Origin of the sequence: Alloyangia pacifica (genome assembly GCF_003111685.1) — a bacterium.
Lineage (GTDB): Bacteria > Pseudomonadota > Alphaproteobacteria > Rhodobacterales > Rhodobacteraceae > Salipiger > Salipiger pacificus_A.
The window spans coordinates 1,902,642-1,921,698 of record NZ_CP022189.1 but is presented as its reverse complement, the minus strand read 5'-3'; the positions used below and the strand labels follow the sequence as shown (position 1 = coordinate 1,921,698).

Sequence of the window (19,057 nt, the reverse complement as noted above, 5' to 3'; positions counted from 1 at the left end):
GGGATAGAGCCCCGCAAACTTCGCTTCAAGCGGCCTTTGAAGCCGCTTTGGAAAGGCGCTGTCACACGGCGGTTACAAAATGGGCAGCTGCCGAAGATTCGTCCGCGACCTATCCCATTGTGTAGTGACATGGGGGGGTGGGTAGGATAACAGCAGCCTCGCAAGGGGTACCGGTTCCGGTCAGGATTTCCTCGCCGGACACCGGTTATGAAGAGGGAGCAGAAATGAAGTCCGAGACTTTTCTGCCCGACGATTACCGTCCGGCCGAAGACGAACCTTTCATGAACGAGCGTCAGACGGAGTATTTCCGCCGCAAGTTGCTCGCATGGAAAAACGACATCCTCGCCGAAAGCCGCGATACGATCGAGGCGCTGCAGGAAGCCACCCGGAACATTCCCGACGTGACCGATCGTGCCAGCGAAGAGACCGACCGCGCGCTTGAACTGCGCACCCGTGACCGTCAGCGCAAGCTGGTCTCCAAGATCGACTCGGCGCTGCGCCGGATCGAGGAGGGAGAATACGGCTACTGCGAAGTGACCGGCGAGCCGATCAGCCTCAAGCGGCTGGATGCGCGTCCGATCGCCACCATGAGCCTCGAGGCGCAGGAGCGCCACGAACGCCGTGAGAAGGTGCATCGCGACGACTGACCCGGCGGTGTCCCGGCCAGCGGTCGGGGTGTAATAGCTTGACAAGACAGGACGCCGGGGCCATTGGCTCCGGCGTTTTCCTTTTTCGCCTTTAGCGGGAGCGGCGGCGTGCCGGGCAAGTCAGTCACGATCATCGGAGGGGGCATCGGCGGGTTCGCCGCGGCGCTGGCGCTGCGCCAACGCGGCTTCGAGGTGCGCGTGCTGGAGCAGGCCGAGGCGATCTCGGAGGTCGGCGCGGGCCTGCAGATCAGCCCCAACGGGCTGCGGGTCATCGCGGCCCTGGGTCTGGCCGACGACCTGCGCGCCGGCGCCTGCCGGGCCCGGGCGGTGTCGCTGCGCGACCATCGTCGGGGCGCCGAGGTGCTGCGGCTCGATCTCGGCCGGCTCCCGGCGGACTCGGAGTATCACTTCGTCCACCGCGCCGACCTTATCGGACTGCTGTCGCAGGCGGCGCGCGAGGCGGGCGCGCAGGTGCGGCTGTTGCAGAAGGTCTCGGCGGTGCACCCGGGCACGCCGGCGCGGCTTGAGATGGCCAATGGCGATTCCTGCTCCGCCGACCTGGTGGTCGGCGCCGACGGGCTGCACTCGGTGCTGCGCAGCGCGCTCAACGGCGTGGCGGCGCCCTTTTTCACCGGCCAGGTCGCCTGGCGCGCTGTGGTGCCCAATCTCACCGGCCATCCGCCCGAGGCGCGGGTCCACATGGGGCCGGGGCGTCATCTGGTGAGCTACCCGCTGCGCGGCGGCAGGATGGTCAATCTCGTGGCCGCCGAAGAGCGCCGCGGCTGGACCGAGGAAGGCTGGTCGCAATTCGACGATCCGGCCAACCTCCGCGCAGCCTTTGCCGGGTTCGGCGGCGATGTCCCGCAACTTCTCGCCGCGGTGGACCGCCCCGGGCTCTGGGGGCTTTTCCGCCACCCCGTGGCGCGGCGCTGGTACGGCGAGGGCACGGCGCTCCTCGGGGATGCGGCGCACCCCACGCTGCCGTTCATGGCGCAGGGGGCGAACATGGCGCTGGAGGATGCCTTTGTGCTTGCCTGCTGCCTGTCGTCCATCGACGACCGGCAGGCAGCGCTGGCGCGCTACGAAGGGCTGCGCCGGGACCGCTGCGACAGGATCGTGTCGGCCGCGACGGGCAATGCCTGGAAATATCACCTGAGGAACCCGCTGGTGCGCGGGGTTGCGCACCTTGGCATGGGAATGCTCGGCCGCCTCGCGCCAGAGCGCATGCTCGGTCAGTTCGACTGGATCTATGGCTACGACGCGACACGCGTCGCCTGAGGCGTTACCCTCAGGCGCTCATTCGTCGGCCCATTTCGCATCGGTGCCATAAAGCGGCACCGTCGAGAGCGAGACCTTGGCCGAGCCCTCGGTCAGCTCCGCCGCATGGGCGAGGTAGATCAACGTCTGGTTCTTGTCGTCGTAGATGCGTTTCACCCGCAGCGACTTGAGAATGATCGAGCGCGAGGTGCGGAACACGTCCTCGCCATCCTTGTCGCGGTCAATGTCGCCGATCAGGATCGGGCCCGTCTGCCGACAGGAGATCGAGGCATTGGACGGATCCTCGAACCAGTTGCCCTTGGACAACCGGTCCAGAAGGCCGCGATCGAAATAGGCGATGTGGCAGGTTACGCCCTCCACCTTCGGGTCGGCAATTGCATCGATCTCGATGTCGTTGCCGACCCAGTCAACGCCGACCTCCCCGACCTGCTCTGCAAGCGTCACAGAGGGCAGCAGACACAGCAGCGCGAGGAGGGCGGGTTTCATGGCGGGTCTCCGTGGAATTATCAGAACACCACCCGACCATGCGCGCCCACGTCGGGCGTGTCATCCGTCATTTGCGCCTTGGCGATCTCGTAAAGGAAGCTTGCGCCGCCGTTGCTCACCCAGACCTCTCCCTCTTTCGGCGTCATCTTGATCAGCTGCACAGCCTCGTCGTCCCGCCCGTCCTCGAACCATGCGCCGGCGACCACGCTCCAGATCTCGTTGAGCTTCTCCTCGTCGTTCGAGATTTCCGCCGTGCCGTAGATATTGGCGTAGAGATGCGCCTTGGTGTCGGCGACGTGGAAGCTCACCTCTCCGCTGCTCTTGGCCGCGCGGTCCGCAGCCGAGCCTTTGGCAGTGATGAACCAGATGGCATTCTCCTCCTTGTCGGCATGCGGTGCCATCGGCACCGGGCGTTCGCCGTCCGCCGCCAGCAGCCCGGCGCGCACATCTTTCAGCTGTTTCCAGAAGTCCTGTTTGAGCTCGCTCATGTCATCCTTGGCCATCTTGTCGCTCCTTTTCGTTTTGTCATCGCCTCAACGCGCTTTCGGCGGCGCCGTTCCTTGGGATCACGGCAGGGTGACACGCCTTTGCTGTTGACGGCTGACGTGTGGCGGGATTAGATATGAACAAGCGTTCAATAACCGCCGGGGAGGGGCGAGCTTATGTTCAACGCGGTCATGACCTTTGACCTTGGAGAAGACGTCAACGCGCTGCGCGAGATGGTGCATCGCTGGGCGCAGGAGCGGGTCAAGCCGATGGCGGCGCAGGTCGACCGGGACAATGCGTTCCCGAACGAGCTGTGGCGTGAAATGGGCGAGCTGGGCCTTCTGGGCATCACCGTGCCCGAAGAGTTCGGCGGGGCGGGCATGGGCTATCTGGCGCATGTCATCGCGGTCGAAGAGATCGCCCGCGCCTCGGCCTCGGTCTCGCTCTCCTACGGCGCGCATTCCAACCTCTGCGTCAACCAGATCAAGCTCAACGGCTCACCCGAGCAGCAGGCGAAATATTTGCCCGGGCTGGTCTCGGGCGAGCATGTCGGCGCGCTTGCCATGTCCGAGCCGAACGCCGGATCGGACGTGGTCAGCATGAAGCTGCGCGCCGAGAAGAAGAACGATCGCTTCATCCTCAATGGCAACAAGTACTGGATCACCAACGGGCCGGACGCCGATACGCTGGTGGTCTACGCCAAGACCGATCCCGACGCCGGGTCGAAGGGGATCACCGCCTTCCTCATCGAGAAGAGCATGACCGGCTTTTCGACCTCGCCGCATTTCGACAAGCTCGGGATGCGCGGCTCGAACACCGCCGAGCTGATTTTCGACGACGTGGAGGTGCCCTTCGAGAACATCCTCGGCGAAGAGGGCAAGGGTGTGCGGGTCCTCATGTCGGGGCTCGACTACGAGCGCGTCGTGCTCGCGGGCATCGGCACGGGCATCATGGCCGCCTGTCTCGACGAGATCATGCCCTACATGGCCGAGCGCAAACAGTTCGGCCAGCCAATCGGGAATTTCCAGCTCATGCAGGGCAAGATCGCCGACATGTATACGGCGATGAACTCGGCCCGCGCCTATGTCTACGAGGTCGCCAAGGCCTGCGACCGCGGCGATGTCACCCGGCAGGACGCCGCGGCCTGCTGCCTCTATGCCTCCGAGCAAGCGATGGTGCAGGCGCATCAGGCGGTGCAGGCGATGGGCGGCGCGGGCTTCCTTGCCGATGCACCCGTGGCGCGGCTCTTCCGCGATGCCAAGCTGATGGAAATCGGAGCCGGTACCTCGGAAATCCGCCGGATGCTGGTGGGCCGCGAGCTGATGAACGCGATGGGCTGAGAAGGATGTCCCGGTCGCTCTGGTATGCCCCTGCGCTGGCGCTTCTCGCGCTGGTGGCACTGGTGGCCTACCGCGCCGGGACGCAGGCGGCAGAGCTGACGGAAACCGAGGCGATTGCCACGGCCGCCACGCTCTACGCCGAGACCGGCCCCGAGGGGGCCGCGAGAAGCGATTGCACGGGGCGCCCCGGAGAGGCGCCGGTCTGGATCGTGGTGACCTGCGCGCGGGAGGATCTGGCGCATGTCTACGAGATGGACCGGCTGGGGCGCATCCTTCACGCGCGGGTCAGGAGGGGGCCGCAGACATGAACCCATTGTTGCCCGAAGGCACCTACGAGGAGATGCGCGCGCGTTTCGACTGGCGCATCCCGCCACGGCTGAACATGGCGGCGCAGGTCTGCGACGATTGGGCGGCGCTGGCGCCGGACCGGGTGGCGATCCTCGAGCATGGCCGCGGCCCGGTGACCTATGGCGAGCTGGCGCTGCTATCGCGCCGGGTGCAGGCCGCGCTCGAGGCGCGGGGCGCCGGGCGCGGCGACCGGGTGGGGGTGTTGCTCTCGCAATCACCGCTTTGCGCCGCGGCGCATATCGCGGCGTGGCGGATGGGCGCGATCTCGGTGCCGCTCTTCAAGCTCTTCCGCGAGGACGCCTTGCGCTCGCGGCTCGGCGACAGCGGGGCGCGGGTGGTGGTGACCGATGAGGAGGGGGTCGGGATGCTGGCACCCTTCGATCTGGAGGTGATCACCGATCTTCCTGTGGAGCCTTCCGAGAGCGCGATCGCCGACACCGGTCCCGAGGACCCGGCGATCCTCATCTACACCAGCGGCACCACTGGCAAACCCAAGGGCGCGCTGCATGGCCACCGGGTGCTCATGGGGCACCTGCCGGGAGTCGAGATGAGCCACGACCGGCTCGGCCAGCCCGGCGATGTACTCTGGACGCCGGCGGACTGGGCCTGGATCGGCGGGCTCTTCGACGTGGCGATGCCTGGATTGGCGCTCGGGGTCCCCGTGGTGGCCGCGCGCATGGCCAAGTTCGAGGTCTCGGAGTGCGCGAATATCTGCGTGGAACACTCTGTAAAAAATGTGTTTTTTCCGCCCACGGCCCTGCGCATACTGAAGGCGTCGGATGCGCGTATCCCGGGCCTTCGCTCCGTCGCCAGTGGCGGCGAACCGCTCGGCGCCGAGATGCTGGCCTGGGGTCGAGACGCCTTTGGCCTGACCATCAACGAGTTCTACGGCCAGACCGAGTGCAACATGGTGGCGAGCTCGGCCGGCACGCTTTTCGATCCGCGCCCCGGCTGTATCGGCAAGCCGGTGCCGGGCCATGAGATCGCGGTGATTGACCCCGAAGGCCTGCCCACCGGGGGTGAAGGTGACGTGGCGGTCCGCCGGGGGTCGGCCTCGATGATGCTGGAATACTGGAAAAATCCACAGGCCACGGCGGAGAAGTTCCGCGGCGACTGGCTGCTGACCGGGGATCGCGGCACCTGGGAGGGCGATTACCTGCGCTTCCTCGGGCGCGAGGATGACGTGATTTCCTCCGCCGGCTACCGCATCGGCCCGGCGGAGATCGAAGATTGCCTGATCACCCATCCGGCGGTTCTGACCGTCGGCGTGGTCGGCAAGCCCGATCCGCTCCGCACCGAGATCGTCAAGGCCTATGTCGTGCTGAAAGATGGCGCCGAGGCGGACGCCGACGCATTGAAGTCCTGGGTGAAGGAAAGGTTGGCAACCTATTCTTGCCCAAGGGAAATATCGTTTCTTGAGGCGCTGCCCATGACGGTCACCGGCAAGGTGATCCGCAAGCAGCTGAAGGCCCGCGCCACGGCTGAGGCCGAGCAGGAAACGGGTCGCCCAAAGGTTCAGGAGGACACATGAAACTGCAATCCCAGGCCATCCCGTCCTCCGAGGCGTTCAAGGCCAACCGCGCCGGCCATCTCGAGGCGCTGCGGGTGATCGAGCAGGCGGCGGCGCAGGCGGCGGCGGGCGGCGGGCAACGAGCCCGAGAGCGCCACGTCTCGCGCGGCAAGATGCTGCCCCGCGAGCGCGTCGCAAACCTGCTCGATCCGGGCGCGCCCTTTCTAGAGATCGGTGCCACGGCGGCGCATGGCATCTACGGCGGCGACGCGCCCTGCGCCGGGGTGATCGCCGGGATCGGCCGTGTCATGGGTCGCGAGGTCATGGTAGTCTGCAACGACGCCACGGTGAAAGGCGGTACCTATTACCCGCTGACCGTGAAGAAGCACCTTCGCGCGCAGGAAATCGCTGAGGAAAACCATCTGCCCTGCATCTACCTCGTCGACAGCGGCGGGGCGAACCTGCCCAACCAGGACGAGGTCTTTCCCGATCGCGACCACTTTGGCCGCATCTTCTACAATCAGGCGCGGATGAGCGCCAAGAACATCCCGCAGATCGCCGTGGTCATGGGTTCCTGCACCGCGGGAGGGGCCTATGTGCCGGCCATGTCGGACGTGACGATCATCGTTAAGGAGCAGGGCACGATCTTTCTTGCCGGACCGCCGCTGGTGAAGGCGGCGACCGGCGAGGTGGTCAGCGCCGAGGAGCTTGGCGGCGGCGACGTGCACACCCGGCTCTCGGGCGTGGCCGACTACCTCGCCGAGGACGATGCCCACGCGCTGGCGCTGGCGCGGCGCGCGGTGGGCGGGCTCAACCGGGTGAAACCGGCGGGGGTCGAATGGCAATCCCCCGAGGCGCCCGCCTATGATCCCGAGGAGATCCTCGGCGTGGTGCCCGCCGACCTGCGCACGCCCTACGACATCCGCGAGGTCATTGCCCGGCTGGTCGACGGCTCGCGCTTCGACGAGTTCAAGCCGCGCTACGGCGAGACGCTGGTCACCGGCTTTGCCCATGTCGAGGGGTGCCCGGTGGGGATCATCGCCAACAACGGCGTGCTCTTTTCCGAGGCGGCGCAGAAGGGCGCGCATTTCGTCGAGCTCTGCTCGCAGCGCGGCATCCCGCTGGTGTTCCTGCAGAACATCACCGGCTTCATGGTCGGGCGCAAATACGAGAACGAGGGCATCGCCCGCCATGGCGCCAAGATGGTGACCGCGGTGGCGACCACCAACGTGCCGAAGATCACCATGCTGGTCGGCGGCTCCTTCGGGGCGGGAAACTACGGCATGGCAGGGCGCGCGTACCAGCCGCGGTTCCTGTGGAGCTGGCCCAACAGCCGCATCTCGGTGATGGGCGGGGCGCAGGCGGCGGGGGTGCTGGCGACCGTGAAGCGCGATGCCATCGAACGCTCGGGTGGCAGCTGGTCCGAAGCGGAGGAGGCGGCCTTCAAGCAGCCGACCATCGACATGTTCGAAGAGCAGTCGCACCCGCTCTACGCCTCGGCCCGGCTCTGGGACGATGGATGCGTCGACCCGCGCAAGTCTCGCGCGGTGCTGGCGCTGTCGCTGAGCGCGGCGCTCAACGCACCGATCGAGGAGACGCGCTTCGGCGTGTTCCGGATGTGATGGGGTGGTCTTGGACGTGCGAGGGCTCTGCCCTCATGAAGAGAGCGGGCTCTGCCCCCGTCGCCTGCGGCGACTCCCCCGGGATACTTGGGCCTAGAAGAATGAAGATGACGGGACGCGGAGACGGAGGCGGCGATGTTTGACACCCTGCTGATTGCCAACCGGGGCGAGATCGCCTGCCGGGTGATGCGCAGCGCCCGGGCGCTGGGGCTGAGGACCGTCGCGGTCTATTCCGAGGCGGATGCGGGCGCGCGGCACGTGGCCGAAGCGGACCTCGCCGTCTGCATCGGCGGGGCGGCGCCTTCCGAGAGCTACCTGAGGGGCGAGCGCATCATCGAGGCGGCGCTGGCGACCGGAGCAGGGGCGATCCATCCCGGCTATGGCTTCCTTTCGGAGAACCCCGAGTTCGTCGAGGCAGTGGAGGCGGCGGGGCTGATCTTCGTCGGCCCCTCGGCCTCGGCGATCCGGGCGATGGGGCTCAAGGACGCGGCGAAGCGGCTGATGGATGCGGCCGGCGTGCCGGTGGTGCCGGGCTATCTCGGCGAGGATCAGGACCCGGCGCGGCTTGCCAAGGAGGCCGAGGCGATCGGCTACCCGGTGCTGATCAAGGCCGTGGCGGGCGGCGGCGGCAAGGGCATGCGGCTGGTCGAGACGGCGGGGGACTTCCCGGCGGCGCTCGAGGGCGCCCGGGCCGAGGCGCGCGGCGCCTTCGGCAACGAGGCGGTGCTGATCGAGAAATACATCACCGCGCCGCGTCACATCGAGGTGCAGGTGTTCGGCGATGGCGAGACGGCCGTGCATCTGTTCGAGCGCGACTGCTCGCTGCAGCGGCGCCATCAGAAGGTGATCGAGGAGGCGCCCGCGCCGGGCATGGGCGCTGAGATGCGCGCCGCCATGGGGGCCGCCGCGGTGCGCGCCGCCGAGGCGATCGGCTACAAGGGCGCGGGCACGGTGGAATTCATCGTCGACGGCTCGCAGGGGCTGCGGCCCGACGGCTTCTGGTTCATGGAGATGAACACCCGCCTGCAGGTCGAGCATCCGGTGACCGAGGCGATCACCGGCGTTGACCTCGTCGAATGGCAGGTGCGCGTGGCGGGCGGCGAGCCGCTGCCGCTGACGCAGGAGGAGCTGAGCATTGCCGGCCATGCCTTCGAGGCACGGCTCTACGCCGAGGACGTGCCGGCGGGCTTCCTGCCCGCTACCGGGCGGCTGGCTCATCTCGATTTCCCCGAGGATGTGCGCGCCGACAGCGGCGTGCGCTCGGGGGATGTGATCTCGCCGCATTACGATCCGATGATCGCCAAGCTGATCGTGCACGGGCCGACCCGCGCCGTGGCGCTGCGCCGGCTGGCGCAGGGTCTGCGGCACACGCGGGTGGCGGGCACGGTGACCAACCTTGCCTTCCTCGGGGCGCTGGCAGAGCACGCGGGCTTCGCCGCGGGCGAGGTCGACACCGGGCTGATCGGGCGCGATCTCGATGCGCTGGTCTCGGTGCCCGAACTGGCGCCGCAGGTGGTGGCCGAGGCGGCGCTGGTGCTGGCCGGTCTCGACGGTGCCGCGGGCTGGGACATGGGCTTCACCCTCTGGGCGCCGCTGGCGCGTTCGGTCCTGCTGCGCCGGGGCGAGGAGGAACTGCCCTGCGTGCTGCGGGTGCGCAGCGCGGACATGGTCGAGATCGACGTGCCCGGCGCGACGGTGCTCGCCGCCCGCTCGCAGGGCCGCTGGAGCTTCGACGGCCGTCCCGCCGCCGGGCATTTCCGCGAGGATGGCCACGTTACGGTTTTTGCCCATTACGGGCTGCGCTTCGACCTCGTCGAGCCGCTCGACCGCGCCGCTGAGGCAGGCGCGGGGGGCAACCTCGTCGAGGCGCCGATGCCGGGCAAGGTGGTCGCAGTCTTTGCCGAGCCGGGGGCGCAGGTCGCCGCGGGCGACCGTCTGGCGCTGCTCGAGGCGATGAAGATGGAGCACACGCTGCGCGCCGCGCGCGACGGCATCGTCGCCGAGGTGCTGGTCGAGGCGGGGGCGCAGGTCGAGGCCGGGGCAGCGCTGATCCGTCTAGAAGAGGAAGAGGCATGATCCGCCTCCACCACGTGCCGCAGTCGCGCTCGATGCGGGTGCTGTGGCTGCTTGAGGAACTGGGGCTGCCCTACGAGCTGGTGAGTGAGCGCTTCGACAAGTCGCTGCGGCGCGAGGACTACCTGGCGCGGTCCCCCGCCGGACGGGTGCCGGCGCTGGAGATCGGCGGCGAGACGATGTTCGAATCCGGCGCGATCATGGAATACCTCTGCGAGCTTTACCCCGAGAAACGGCTGGGGCGGACACGGGGCGACGCCGAGCGCCGCGATTACCTTGTCTGGCTGCATTTTGCCGAGACCATGAGCCAGCATTGCGCGGCGCTCACCCAGCAGCACCTGATGCTGCGCGAGGATGCCATGCGCTCGCCGGTGATCATGCAGCTCGAGGCGGCGCGGCTCGGCAAGTGCTTCGAGGCGATCGAGGCGCGGCTGGCGCAGAGCGGCGAGCATCTGCTGCAGGGGTTCTCGGCGGTGGATATCGCGGTGGGTCAGGCGGTCTACATCGGGCGCCATTTCCGCAGCATCGAGGGGCTGACACGGCTCGAGGACTGGTACGCGCGGATCACCACCCGCGACGCCTTCCGGCGCTGCCTGCCGGAGGAGGGCGCGCGGCTCTACACGCGGGACTTCTATCCGGCGTGGGAGATGCCAGCCAGCTGAGCGGCGCTGCGCGTGCGGCAGAGGCCGCGCCGTGCGTATCTTGAGAGAGAAGAAGGGCCGGGGAGGGGCGGACGATGGGCGAGTTTGTCGAGATCTTCGAGGTGGGGCCGCGGGATGGCCTGCAGAACGAGGCGCGGCTGATTCCGGCGACGGAGAAGATCGCGCTGGTCGACTGCCTCAGCCGCGCGGGGTTCCGGCGCATCGAATGCGCCAGCTTTGTCAGCCCCAAGTGGGTGCCGCAGATGGCGACCTCGGCGGAGGTCATGGCCGGCATTCGCCGCGCGCCGGGGGTGCGCTACGCCGCGCTGACGCCGAACATGAAGGGGCTCGAGGCGGCTCTGGCGGCGAAGGTCGACGAGGTGGCGATCTTCGGCTCGGCCTCGGAAGGCTTCAGCCGCGCCAATATCAATGCCTCCGTCGCCGAGAGTCTCGAGCGCTTCGCGCCGGTGGCAGAGGCGGCGCGGGCGGCGGGGTTGCCTGTGCGGGGCTATGTCTCCTGCGTGGTGGAATGCCCGTATGACGGGATGGTGGCGCCGGAGCAGGTGGCGAAGGTGGCGCAGGCATTGCTTGCCATGGGCTGCTACGAAATCTCGCTGGGTGACACGATCGGCCGGGCGACCCCCGAGGCGGTGACGGCGATGTTGCAGGCGGTGACGCAGGGGGTGCCTCCGGCGCAGCTCGCCGGGCATTTTCACGACACCGGCGGGCGGGCGCTCGAGAATGTCGAGGCGGCGTTGGCCATGGGGCTGCGGGTCTTCGACGCGGCGGTCGGCGGACTTGGCGGCTGCCCCTATGCGCCGGGGGCGGCGGGCAACGTGGCGACCGAGGCGGTGGCGGACAGGCTGGCGGCGCTTGGATATGAAACCGGGCTCGACCGCGCGGTGCTGGACGAGGCGGCGGCACTGGCGCGCGGGATGCGCAACGGATGAGCCGCGGGGCGGCAAGGGAGACCTGAGATGGCATTGATCGAGACGCGCATCGACGCGCGCGGCGTGGCGGAGCTGGTGCTGAACCGGCCCGAGAAGCACAACGCGCTCTCGGCGCAGATGATGACCGAGCTGGTGGCGGCCGCCGGGGCGCTCGCGGCGGAAGAAAGCGTCCGCGTGGTGGTGCTGGCGGCGGAGGGGGCGAGCTTCTGCGCCGGCGGCGATCTGGCATGGATGCGCCAGCAGTTCGAGATGGATGGTGACACCCGCCGCCGCGAGTCGCGGCGCATCGCCGAGGCGCTCGGCGCGCTGGCCGCGTTGCCGCAGCCGCTAATCGGCAAGGTGCAGGGCAATGCCTTTGGCGGGGGCATGGGGCTGATCTCTGTCTGCGACGTTGTGGTCGGCGTCGAGGGCGCGAAGTTCGGCTTCACCGAAACGCGGCTTGGCCTGCTGCCCGCCAATATCGGCCCCTATGTGATCGCCCGCATGGGCGGGACCAAGGCGCGGGCGGTCTTCATGAGTGCCCGCATCTTCGGCGCGCAAGAGGCGCAGGCGCTCGACCTGCTGAACCGAGTCGTCGCGCCCGAGGCACTGGATGCGGCGGTGGAGGCGGAGATCGCCCCCTATCTCGATTGCGCCCCCGATGCGGTGCGCGAGAGCAAGGCGCTGCTGACCGCGCTGGCCGGAAAGGTCACGCCCGCGCAGGTGGACATGGCGATCGACGCGCTGGCCGCGCGCTGGGAGACTGACGAGGCGCAGGAGGGCATCGCCGCCTTCTTCGACAAGCGTCCGGCGCCCTGGGCCGCGCCGAAGCGGGACTGAGCTGGCTGGTGCCGCAGGGCGGCCGCGCGCCGCGCTGCGTGTGCGGGTTTCCGCCGTGGCCGGCCCGCAGCGAGGACAATCAGATCTCGTTTCCGTGATCATGGCGCTTTCTTTGGCAGCGCGGGGTGGGTGAGTCTGCCTCTGCGCGGAGAATGTATGCAACGGTCGACGGAAAAAATGCCGAAACATCAGTGATTACCTTGCGGAATGCGAAGTATCTCATTGTCGTGAAAGCATTTTCGGCATCCGTGAATATCTTGAGCGGTTGTTGACCCGGCTCGCACTCGGCGATAAGTCACTCACAGCAAGGCAACAAAGCCATGGTCTCCGTGCCGCTAAGCGGTGCGCCTCGCAAAGGAGCCACATCGTGGACGAGATGCTGCGGGAGTATCTTCCCATCCTCGTTTTTCTCGCCGTCGCCGTGGGCCTCGGTCTGGTGCTCATCCTCGCGGCCGTCGTGCTGGCGGTGCGCAGGCCCGACCCGGAGAAAGTTTCGGCCTATGAATGCGGGTTCAACGCATTCGACGACGCGCGGATGAAGTTCGACGTCCGGTTCTACCTGGTCTCGATCCTCTTCATCATTTTCGATCTCGAGATCGCCTTCCTCTTCCCCTGGGCCACCGCCTTCAAGGATGTGAGCATGGTGGGCTTCTGGTCGATGATGGCCTTCCTTGCGGTGCTGACCGCGGGCTTTGCCTACGAATGGAAGAAAGGGGCCCTGGAATGGGAGTGACCGACGAGACGCCGCTGGTGACAGAGGTTCAGGGCGATGGCCGGCAGGGGCCGCGCATCAAGTCCGCTCCCTCGGCTCCGGTCGCCTACGGGCTCAATACTGCCGGGGGCGACCGCGAGGTCGCGACGCAGGCGCTGAACCGCGAGCTGCAGGACAAGGGCTTCCTGCTGACCTCCGTCGATGACGTGATCAACTGGGCGCGGACCGGCTCGCTGCACTGGATGACCTTCGGTCTGGCCTGCTGCGCCGTCGAGATGATGCAGACCTCGATGCCGCGCTATGATCTCGAGCGCTTCGGCACCGCGCCCCGCGCCTCGCCGCGCCAGTCGGACCTGATGATCGTCGCCGGCACGCTGACCAACAAGATGGCCCCGGCGCTGCGCAAGGTCTACGACCAGATGCCCGAGCCGCGCTACGTGATCTCGATGGGCTCCTGCGCAAACGGCGGCGGCTATTATCACTACAGCTATTCCGTGGTGCGCGGCTGCGACCGGGTCGTTCCGGTGGACGTCTACGTCCCGGGCTGCCCGCCGACAGCCGAGGCGCTGCTCTACGGGCTCATGGCCCTGCAGAAGAAAATCCGCCGCACCGGCACGATCGTGCGCTGAGCGCGGGAGGGGATGCAATGACGCAAGCACTGAACGAGCTGGGCGCCCACATCGAGGTCAAGCGCCCCGATTGCGTGATCGCCTGGGACGTCACCCACGGCGAGCTGAACGTGGACGTGGCCCCGGCGAACATCGCCGGGCTGGTGGAGTTTCTGCGGGCCGATCCGACCTGCCGCTTCTCGACGCTGGTCGACATCACCGCGGTCGACTACCCGAACCGCCCCAAGCGCTTCGACGTGGTCTATCACTTCCTGTCGATGTACCAGAACCATCGCATCCGCCTGCGCGTCTCGGTGCGCGAGGAGGAGATCGTGCCGTCGATCACCGCGCTGCACCCGTCGGCCAACTGGCTCGAGCGCGAGGTGTTCGACATGTTCGGCATCCTCTTCTCGGGGCACCCGGACCTGCGCCGCATCCTCACCGACTATGGCTTCCGCGGCCACCCGTTGCGCAAGGACTTCCCGACCACGGGCTATGTCGAGGTGCGCTACGACGAAGAGCTGAAGCGCGTTGTCTACGAGCCGGTGAAGCTGGTGCAGGAATACCGCCAGTTCGATTTCATGTCTCCCTGGGAAGGCGCGCAATACGTGCTGCCCGGCGATGAAAAGGCTGAGGAGGGGGCGAAGTGATGGACGGCTCCAAAGGTTTCGAAGACGCCCTCTCGGGCGAACAGAAGATCCGCAACTTCAACATCAACTTCGGCCCGCAGCACCCGGCAGCGCACGGCGTGCTGCGCCTCGTGCTCGAGCTAGACGGCGAGATCGTCGAGCGCTGCGATCCGCACATTGGCCTGCTGCACCGCGGCACCGAGAAGCTGATGGAGAGCCGCACGTACCTGCAGAACCTGCCGTATTTCGACCGGCTCGACTACGTCGGCACGATGAACCAGGAACACGCCTGGGTGCTGGCGATCGAGCGTCTGTGCAAGGTCGAGGTGCCGCGCCGCGCCCAGCTGATCCGCGTGCTTTACTGCGAGATCGGGCGCATCCTGAACCACCTGCTGAACGTCACCACGCAGGCCATGGACGTGGGGGCGCTGACGCCGCCGCTCTGGGGCTTCGAGGAACGCGAGAAGCTGATGGTCTTCTACGAGCGGGCCTGCGGCGCGCGTCTGCACGCGGCCTACTTCCGGCCCGGCGGCGTCCACCAGGACCTGCCGCCCGAGCTGATCGACGACATCGCCGCCTGGTGCGAGCAGTTCCCGGCCCGCCTGCAGGACATCGACGATCTGCTCACCGAGAACCGCATCTTCAAGCAGCGCAACGCCGATATCGGCGTGGTGACTGAGCAGGACATCCAGGAGCACGGCTTCTCGGGCGTCATGGTGCGCGGCTCCGGCCTTGCCTGGGACCTGCGCCGCGCGCAGCCCTATGAGTGCTACGACGAGTTCGACTTCAAGATCCCCGTCGGCAAGAACGGCGACTGCTACGACCGCTACCTCGTGCGTATGGCCGAGATGCGCGAGAGCGTGAAGATCATGGTCCAGGCCTGCGAGAAGCTGAAGCTGCCCGAGAACCAGGGCGACGTGCTGGCGCGCGGCAAGATCACCCCGCCGAAGCGGTCCGAGATGAAGACCTCGATGGAGGCGCTCATCCACCACTTCAAGCTCTACACCGAGGGCTTCCACGTGCCTGCGGGCGAAGTCTACGCCTGTGTCGAGGCGCCCAAGGGCGAGTTCGGCGTCTACCTAGTCGCCGACGGCAGCAACAAGCCCTACCGCGCCAAGCTGCGCGCGCCCGGCTTCCTGCACCTGCAGGCGATGGACTATATTTGCAAGGGCCACCAGCTGGCCGACGTCGCGGCGATCCTCGGCTCGCTCGACATCGTGTTCGGAGAGGTTGACCGATGATGATCCGTGTTTCCGCCGCGCTTTGCGCGCTTGGCCTGCTGGCCGCCTGTGCCATGCCCCCCAAGGGCACCGACGAGCAGGACCTCATGGCCTGGGACGACGCCGTGACCTCGATTGGCTGCGAGCTGGTGTCCGAGAGCGACTACCAGCCGGTCGAGCTGCAGAGCGGCCTGAGCCGCACGCAGGTGCAGGAGATCGCCGCCTACAAGGTCAAGACCGAAGAGGCCGTGCCCAGCGAAACCGGCGGCGTGCGCCTGGTGACCGGAAGCTGCGCGCCGGCGGTGTCCGCCGAACCGGTGGCTGACGCAGAGGCCGCCGAGACAGCGGCGGGCTGACAGAATAAAGAGCGGCGGGGCACCGGCCCCGTCCCAACGCCGCGGCGGCGCCTCCGCCCCCGGCCAATGACATGAACCGAAGGTCCGTTTGCCCATGCTGCGCCGTCTTCATCACGAACAGCCCGAGAGCTTCGCTTTCACGCCCGCCAACATGGACTGGGCGGAGGCGCAGATCAGCAAGTACCCCGAAGGCCGTCAGGCCAGTGCGATCATCCCGCTGCTGTGGCGGGCGCAGGAACAGGAGGGCTGGCTGAGCCGGCCCGCCATCGAATATGTCGCCGACATGTTGGGCATGGCCCACATCCGCGCGCTCGAGGTGGCGACCTTCTACTTCATGTTCCAGCTGCAGCCGGTGGGCAGCGTGGCGCACGTGCAGATCTGCGGCACCACGTCCTGCATGATCTGCGGCGCTGGCGAACTGATGGAGGTCTGCAAGGCCAAGATCGCCGCAAAGCCGCATGAGGTTTCCGCCGACGGCAAGTTCTCCTGGGAAGAGGTCGAATGCCTCGGCGCCTGCTCGAACGCGCCGATGGCGCAGATCGGCAAGGATTACTACGAGGACCTGACCGGCGAGAAGCTGGCCGAGATTCTCGATGCCATGGCGGCCGGCAATGTGCCCGCGCCCGGCCCGCAGAATGGCCGCTTCGGCTCCGAGCCGCTCGGCGGCCCGGTGGTGCTGACCGGCGACAAGGACGAGACGCTCAATGCCTCCGTCGCGCTGGCGACCGAGATTGGCGACACGATCAAGCGCATCGACGGCACCGAGGTGCCGCTGCGCGCGCCTTGGCGCGACCGCTCGAACGAGAAGGGCGATGCAAGCCCTAACACCCATACACCGAAGCTCTCGGAAGGGGCCCCGGCCGATGAGACCGGCATCGACAAGCGTCAGGCCCCGGTGACCCCGGCGGCCGATGTGAAGTCGGACCCGGAGCCTGCAGAGCCGAAGCCGCTGGGTAAGGAAAACAACGACGATTGATCCAATGACATAGCCAGGGAGAGAGAGATGACAGACGTGACGATGCAGGACGGATGCACCCGCAAGAGCTGGATATCAGCGGCCGTGATCGGCCTCGTCGTCGCGCTCTTCGCGCTGGGTGGGCACAAGGGGATCGTGGCGGCGCTGCTGCTGGGTCTTCTCGCGACCGGCCTGCTCGGCTCTCTCTTCATCTGGCTCTCCTGCGCCCCGGTGCCGAAATTGGGCGAGCGCTCGCCAATCTCGCGGCTGACGCCTTCGGTCGAGGGCGAGGTGCCTGCGGTCCCCGAGCACGCACCGGCGGCCCCAGCGCCGCTGATGGCAGCTCCGGCAGAGGCCCCCGAGGCCAAGGCCGAGAAGGCGCCCGAGCCCGCCCCGGCTGCGGCGGAGGAAAAGACCCCGGCCGCGGCTGCGGAGACGGCAAAGGAAAAGACCCCCGCCGCGGCTCCGGCAGCGGTGGCGGATGAAAACGAAGGGGGCTCGCAGCCCGTGGCGCTGGCGCAGCCGCGCTCGGGCAGCGCGGACAACCTGAAGGAAATCAAGGGCGTTGGGCCCAAGCTTGAGTCGCTGCTGCACGAGCTGGGCATCTACCATTTCGACCAGATCGCGCGCTGGAGCTCGGCCGAGGTCGCATGGATGGATGAGAACCTGAAAGGGTTCCGCGGCCGGGTCTCGCGCGATGACTGGATCGGGCAGGCCAGGATACTCGCGGCGGGCGGGGAGACCGAGTTCTCCAAGCGTGTCGAGGATGGCGAGGTCTACTGACCCGCCGCAGGAATGAAGGTGCCGCCGGGACAGCCCGGCGGCGCGGGACAAAGGAACCGGACCGAAGATGAGCGGACAGGACCAGCACAACCGGCAGGGGCGCATCACCGCGCTTGTCATTGCCGGGACCGGACTGGCCTGGATCGCCGCGACGGTCGCGGGCGAGATGCTGGGCTGGACCCAGCGCACGAGGGCCTTTTTCGACCTGGCCGCGCTGGCCGGGTTCGGGACGGCGATCTGGATGATTTACGGGCTCTGGCGGTCACGCCGGAAAGACAAGGACTGAGCGATGCTGAAGGACGAAGATCGGATCTTTACCAATCTCTACGGCATGCAAGACCGCTCCCTCGCCGGGGCGAAGAAGCGTGGCCATTGGGACGGCACGGCCGGCATCATCGCCAAGGGCCGCGACTGGATCATCGACGAGATGAAGGCCTCGGGCCTGCGCGGTCGGGGCGGGGCGGGCTTCCCGACCGGCCTCAAGTGGTCCTTCATGCCCAAGGAAAGCGATGGTCGCCCGGCCTATCTGGTGATCAACGCCGATGAATCCGAGCCCGCGACCTGCAAGGACCGCGAGATCATGCGCCACGATCCGCACACGCTGATCGAGGGCGCGCTGATCGCCTCCTTCGCGATGAACGCGCATGCGAGCTACATCTACATTCGCGGCGAATACATCCGCGAGCGCGAGGCGCTGCAGGCGGCGATCGACGAGTGCTACGACGCGGGCCTGCTGGGCAAGAACGCCGCCGGCTCGGGCTGGGATTTCGATCTCTACCTGCACCACGGCGCGGGCGCCTATATCTGCGGCGAGGAAACCGCGCTGCTCGAAAGCCTCGAGGGCAAGAAGGGCATGCCGCGGATGAAGCCGCCGTTCCCGGCGGGCTCGGGCCTCTACGGCTGCCCGACCACGGTGAACAACGTCGAATCCATTGCTGTCGCCCCGACCATCCTGCGCCGCGGCGCGACCTGGTTCTCCTCCTTCGGGCGGCAGAACAACGCGGGCACCAAGCTCTTCGCCCTGACCGGCCACGTGAACACGCCCTGCGTCTTCGAAGAGCAGATGTCGCTGCCGGTGCGCGAGCTGATCGAAAAGCACGGCGGCGGCATCCGCGGCGGCTGGGACAATCTCAAGGCGATCATCCCCGGCGGCGCGTCCTGCCCGATCCTGCCCAAGGACAAGCTCGAAGACGCCATCATGGACTTCGACTGGATGCGTCAGAACCAGTCGTCCTTCGGCACCGGCTGCATGATCGTCATGGATCAGAACACCGACGTGATCAAAGCCGTCTGGCGCCTGTCGAAGTTCTTCAAGCACGAAAGCTGCGGCCAGTGCACGCCGTGCCGCGAGGGCACCGGCTGGATGATGCGGGTGATGGATCGCCTGGTGAGCGGCGATGCGGAGGTCGAGGAGATCGACATGCTGCTCAACGTCACCAAGCAGGTCGAGGGCCACACGATCTGCGCGCTCGGCGACGCGGCAGCCTGGCCGATCCAGGGTTTGATCCGTCACTTCCGCGAAGAGATCGAGGATCGGATCAAGGCCAAGCGCACCGGGCGCATGGGCGCCATGGCGGCTGAGTGATCTGATGCG

Annotated in this window: 21 protein-coding genes; 19 read left to right on the top strand and 2 right to left on the bottom strand. The window is 67.5% G+C overall.

Annotated elements, in window-relative coordinates:
- Nucleotides 1-224: 224 nt before the first annotated feature.
- Nucleotides 225-647 carry an RNA polymerase-binding protein DksA gene (gene dksA, locus CEW88_RS09220; RefSeq protein ID WP_108966148.1) on the top strand — a complete coding sequence of 141 codons (423 nt, stop codon included), beginning with the start codon at nt 225-227 and terminating at the stop codon, nt 645-647.
- 108 nt (nt 648-755) lie between these two features.
- Nucleotides 756-1,925, top strand: coding sequence for an FAD-dependent monooxygenase (locus CEW88_RS09215; RefSeq protein WP_108967681.1), 1,170 nt, complete (start codon nt 756-758; stop codon nt 1,923-1,925).
- An 18-nt stretch (nt 1,926-1,943) separates the two neighbouring features.
- Here CEW88_RS09215 and CEW88_RS09210 read toward each other — a convergent pair whose 3' ends face one another.
- Nucleotides 1,944-2,411, bottom strand: a complete 468-nt coding sequence (locus tag CEW88_RS09210) for a CreA family protein (RefSeq protein ID WP_108966146.1) — start codon at nt 2,409-2,411, stop codon at nt 1,944-1,946.
- 20 nt (nt 2,412-2,431) lie between these two features.
- The gene (locus CEW88_RS09205; protein ID WP_108966144.1) at nt 2,432-2,914 is read right to left on the bottom strand and encodes a pyridoxamine 5'-phosphate oxidase family protein; all 483 of its coding nucleotides are present in this window, start codon (nt 2,912-2,914) and stop codon (nt 2,432-2,434) included.
- Nucleotides 2,915-3,073: 159 nt separating this feature from the next.
- On the opposite strand from CEW88_RS09205, the gene CEW88_RS09200 reads away from it, so the two are divergent.
- The 17 genes from CEW88_RS09200 to nuoF all read left to right on the top strand — a co-directional run bounded on the left by CEW88_RS09200 (nt 3,074) and on the right by nuoF (nt 19,048).
- Nucleotides 3,074-4,237 carry an isovaleryl-CoA dehydrogenase gene (locus tag CEW88_RS09200; RefSeq protein ID WP_108966142.1) on the top strand — a complete coding sequence of 388 codons (1,164 nt, stop codon included), beginning with the start codon at nt 3,074-3,076 and terminating at the stop codon, nt 4,235-4,237.
- Nucleotides 4,238-4,242: 5 nt separating this feature from the next.
- Nucleotides 4,243-4,545, top strand: coding sequence for a hypothetical protein (locus CEW88_RS09195; RefSeq protein WP_108966140.1), 303 nt, complete (start codon nt 4,243-4,245; stop codon nt 4,543-4,545).
- Entirely contained in the window at nt 4,542-6,116 is a 1,575-nt protein-coding gene (locus tag CEW88_RS09190) for an AMP-binding protein (protein ID WP_108966138.1), read from the top strand. The genes CEW88_RS09195 and CEW88_RS09190 overlap by 4 nt, the downstream gene beginning before the upstream one ends.
- A complete protein-coding gene (locus CEW88_RS09185; RefSeq protein ID WP_108966137.1) occupies nt 6,113-7,717 on the top strand; it encodes a carboxyl transferase domain-containing protein in 1,605 nt (534 codons plus the stop codon). Before CEW88_RS09190 ends, CEW88_RS09185 begins: the two co-directional genes overlap by 4 nt.
- A gap of 135 nt (nt 7,718-7,852) precedes the next feature.
- The gene (locus CEW88_RS09180; protein WP_108966135.1) at nt 7,853-9,793 is read left to right on the top strand and encodes an acetyl/propionyl/methylcrotonyl-CoA carboxylase subunit alpha; all 1,941 of its coding nucleotides are present in this window, start codon (nt 7,853-7,855) and stop codon (nt 9,791-9,793) included.
- Entirely contained in the window at nt 9,790-10,452 is a 663-nt protein-coding gene (locus CEW88_RS09175) for a glutathione S-transferase family protein (protein ID WP_108966133.1), read from the top strand. Before CEW88_RS09180 ends, CEW88_RS09175 begins: the two co-directional genes overlap by 4 nt.
- Before the next feature lie 74 nt (nt 10,453-10,526).
- Nucleotides 10,527-11,381: a hydroxymethylglutaryl-CoA lyase gene (locus tag CEW88_RS09170; protein ID WP_108966132.1), complete on the top strand. Its 855-nt coding sequence runs from the start codon at nt 10,527-10,529 to the stop codon at nt 11,379-11,381.
- A gap of 27 nt (nt 11,382-11,408) precedes the next feature.
- On the top strand, nt 11,409-12,200 hold the full coding sequence (locus CEW88_RS09165; protein WP_108966130.1) for a crotonase/enoyl-CoA hydratase family protein: 792 nt from the start codon (nt 11,409-11,411) through the stop codon (nt 12,198-12,200).
- Between the two features lie 367 nt (nt 12,201-12,567).
- Complete coding sequence (locus tag CEW88_RS09160; protein WP_108966128.1) at nt 12,568-12,933, top strand: NADH-quinone oxidoreductase subunit A; 366 nt, start codon at nt 12,568-12,570, stop codon at nt 12,931-12,933.
- The gene (locus CEW88_RS09155; protein ID WP_193989024.1) at nt 12,924-13,541 is read left to right on the top strand and encodes a NuoB/complex I 20 kDa subunit family protein; all 618 of its coding nucleotides are present in this window, start codon (nt 12,924-12,926) and stop codon (nt 13,539-13,541) included. The genes CEW88_RS09160 and CEW88_RS09155 overlap by 10 nt, the downstream gene beginning before the upstream one ends.
- Nucleotides 13,542-13,558: 17 nt before the next feature.
- Entirely contained in the window at nt 13,559-14,170 is a 612-nt protein-coding gene (locus tag CEW88_RS09150; protein WP_108966126.1) for an NADH-quinone oxidoreductase subunit C, read from the top strand.
- Entirely contained in the window at nt 14,170-15,390 is a 1,221-nt protein-coding gene (locus CEW88_RS09145) for an NADH-quinone oxidoreductase subunit D (RefSeq protein ID WP_108966124.1), read from the top strand. Before CEW88_RS09150 ends, CEW88_RS09145 begins: the two co-directional genes overlap by 1 nt.
- Nucleotides 15,387-15,725, top strand: coding sequence for a hypothetical protein (locus tag CEW88_RS09140; protein WP_254694377.1), 339 nt, complete (start codon nt 15,387-15,389; stop codon nt 15,723-15,725). Before CEW88_RS09145 ends, CEW88_RS09140 begins: the two co-directional genes overlap by 4 nt.
- A gap of 94 nt (nt 15,726-15,819) precedes the next feature.
- On the top strand, nt 15,820-16,701 hold the full coding sequence (gene nuoE, locus CEW88_RS09135; protein ID WP_108966123.1) for an NADH-quinone oxidoreductase subunit NuoE: 882 nt from the start codon (nt 15,820-15,822) through the stop codon (nt 16,699-16,701).
- A 27-nt stretch (nt 16,702-16,728) separates the two neighbouring features.
- Nucleotides 16,729-17,463 (top strand): endonuclease, encoded by a 735-nt coding sequence (locus CEW88_RS09130; RefSeq protein WP_108966121.1) that lies wholly within the window; start codon nt 16,729-16,731, stop codon nt 17,461-17,463.
- Nucleotides 17,464-17,530: 67 nt separating this feature from the next.
- A complete protein-coding gene (locus CEW88_RS09125; RefSeq protein WP_108966119.1) occupies nt 17,531-17,749 on the top strand; it encodes a DUF5337 domain-containing protein in 219 nt (72 codons plus the stop codon).
- A 3-nt stretch (nt 17,750-17,752) separates the two neighbouring features.
- A complete protein-coding gene (nuoF, locus tag CEW88_RS09120) occupies nt 17,753-19,048 on the top strand; it encodes an NADH-quinone oxidoreductase subunit NuoF (protein WP_108966117.1) in 1,296 nt (431 codons plus the stop codon).
- Nucleotides 19,049-19,057 lie beyond the last annotated feature (9 nt).

Coding starts and splice junctions, on each gene's coding strand:
- CEW88_RS09210 (WP_108966146.1), bottom strand. CDS start 2,411: ATGAAACCCGCCCTCCTCGCGCTGCTGTGTCTGCTGCCCTCTGTGACG.
- CEW88_RS09125 (WP_108966119.1), top strand. CDS start 17,531: ATGAGCGGACAGGACCAGCACAACCGGCAGGGGCGCATCACCGCGCTT.
- CEW88_RS09180 (WP_108966135.1), top strand. CDS start 7,853: ATGTTTGACACCCTGCTGATTGCCAACCGGGGCGAGATCGCCTGCCGG.
- CEW88_RS09200 (WP_108966142.1), top strand. CDS start 3,074: ATGTTCAACGCGGTCATGACCTTTGACCTTGGAGAAGACGTCAACGCG.
- CEW88_RS09140 (WP_254694377.1), top strand. CDS start 15,387: ATGATGATCCGTGTTTCCGCCGCGCTTTGCGCGCTTGGCCTGCTGGCC.
- dksA (WP_108966148.1), top strand. CDS start 225: ATGAAGTCCGAGACTTTTCTGCCCGACGATTACCGTCCGGCCGAAGAC.
- CEW88_RS09130 (WP_108966121.1), top strand. CDS start 16,729: ATGACAGACGTGACGATGCAGGACGGATGCACCCGCAAGAGCTGGATA.
- nuoF (WP_108966117.1), top strand. CDS start 17,753: ATGCTGAAGGACGAAGATCGGATCTTTACCAATCTCTACGGCATGCAA.
- CEW88_RS09145 (WP_108966124.1), top strand. CDS start 14,170: ATGGACGGCTCCAAAGGTTTCGAAGACGCCCTCTCGGGCGAACAGAAG.
- CEW88_RS09190 (WP_108966138.1), top strand. CDS start 4,542: ATGAACCCATTGTTGCCCGAAGGCACCTACGAGGAGATGCGCGCGCGT.
- CEW88_RS09155 (WP_193989024.1), top strand. CDS start 12,924: ATGGGAGTGACCGACGAGACGCCGCTGGTGACAGAGGTTCAGGGCGAT.
- CEW88_RS09165 (WP_108966130.1), top strand. CDS start 11,409: ATGGCATTGATCGAGACGCGCATCGACGCGCGCGGCGTGGCGGAGCTG.
- CEW88_RS09170 (WP_108966132.1), top strand. CDS start 10,527: ATGGGCGAGTTTGTCGAGATCTTCGAGGTGGGGCCGCGGGATGGCCTG.
- CEW88_RS09150 (WP_108966126.1), top strand. CDS start 13,559: ATGACGCAAGCACTGAACGAGCTGGGCGCCCACATCGAGGTCAAGCGC.
- CEW88_RS09195 (WP_108966140.1), top strand. CDS start 4,243: ATGTCCCGGTCGCTCTGGTATGCCCCTGCGCTGGCGCTTCTCGCGCTG.
- nuoE (WP_108966123.1), top strand. CDS start 15,820: ATGCTGCGCCGTCTTCATCACGAACAGCCCGAGAGCTTCGCTTTCACG.
- CEW88_RS09185 (WP_108966137.1), top strand. CDS start 6,113: ATGAAACTGCAATCCCAGGCCATCCCGTCCTCCGAGGCGTTCAAGGCC.
- CEW88_RS09205 (WP_108966144.1), bottom strand. CDS start 2,914: ATGGCCAAGGATGACATGAGCGAGCTCAAACAGGACTTCTGGAAACAG.
- CEW88_RS09175 (WP_108966133.1), top strand. CDS start 9,790: ATGATCCGCCTCCACCACGTGCCGCAGTCGCGCTCGATGCGGGTGCTG.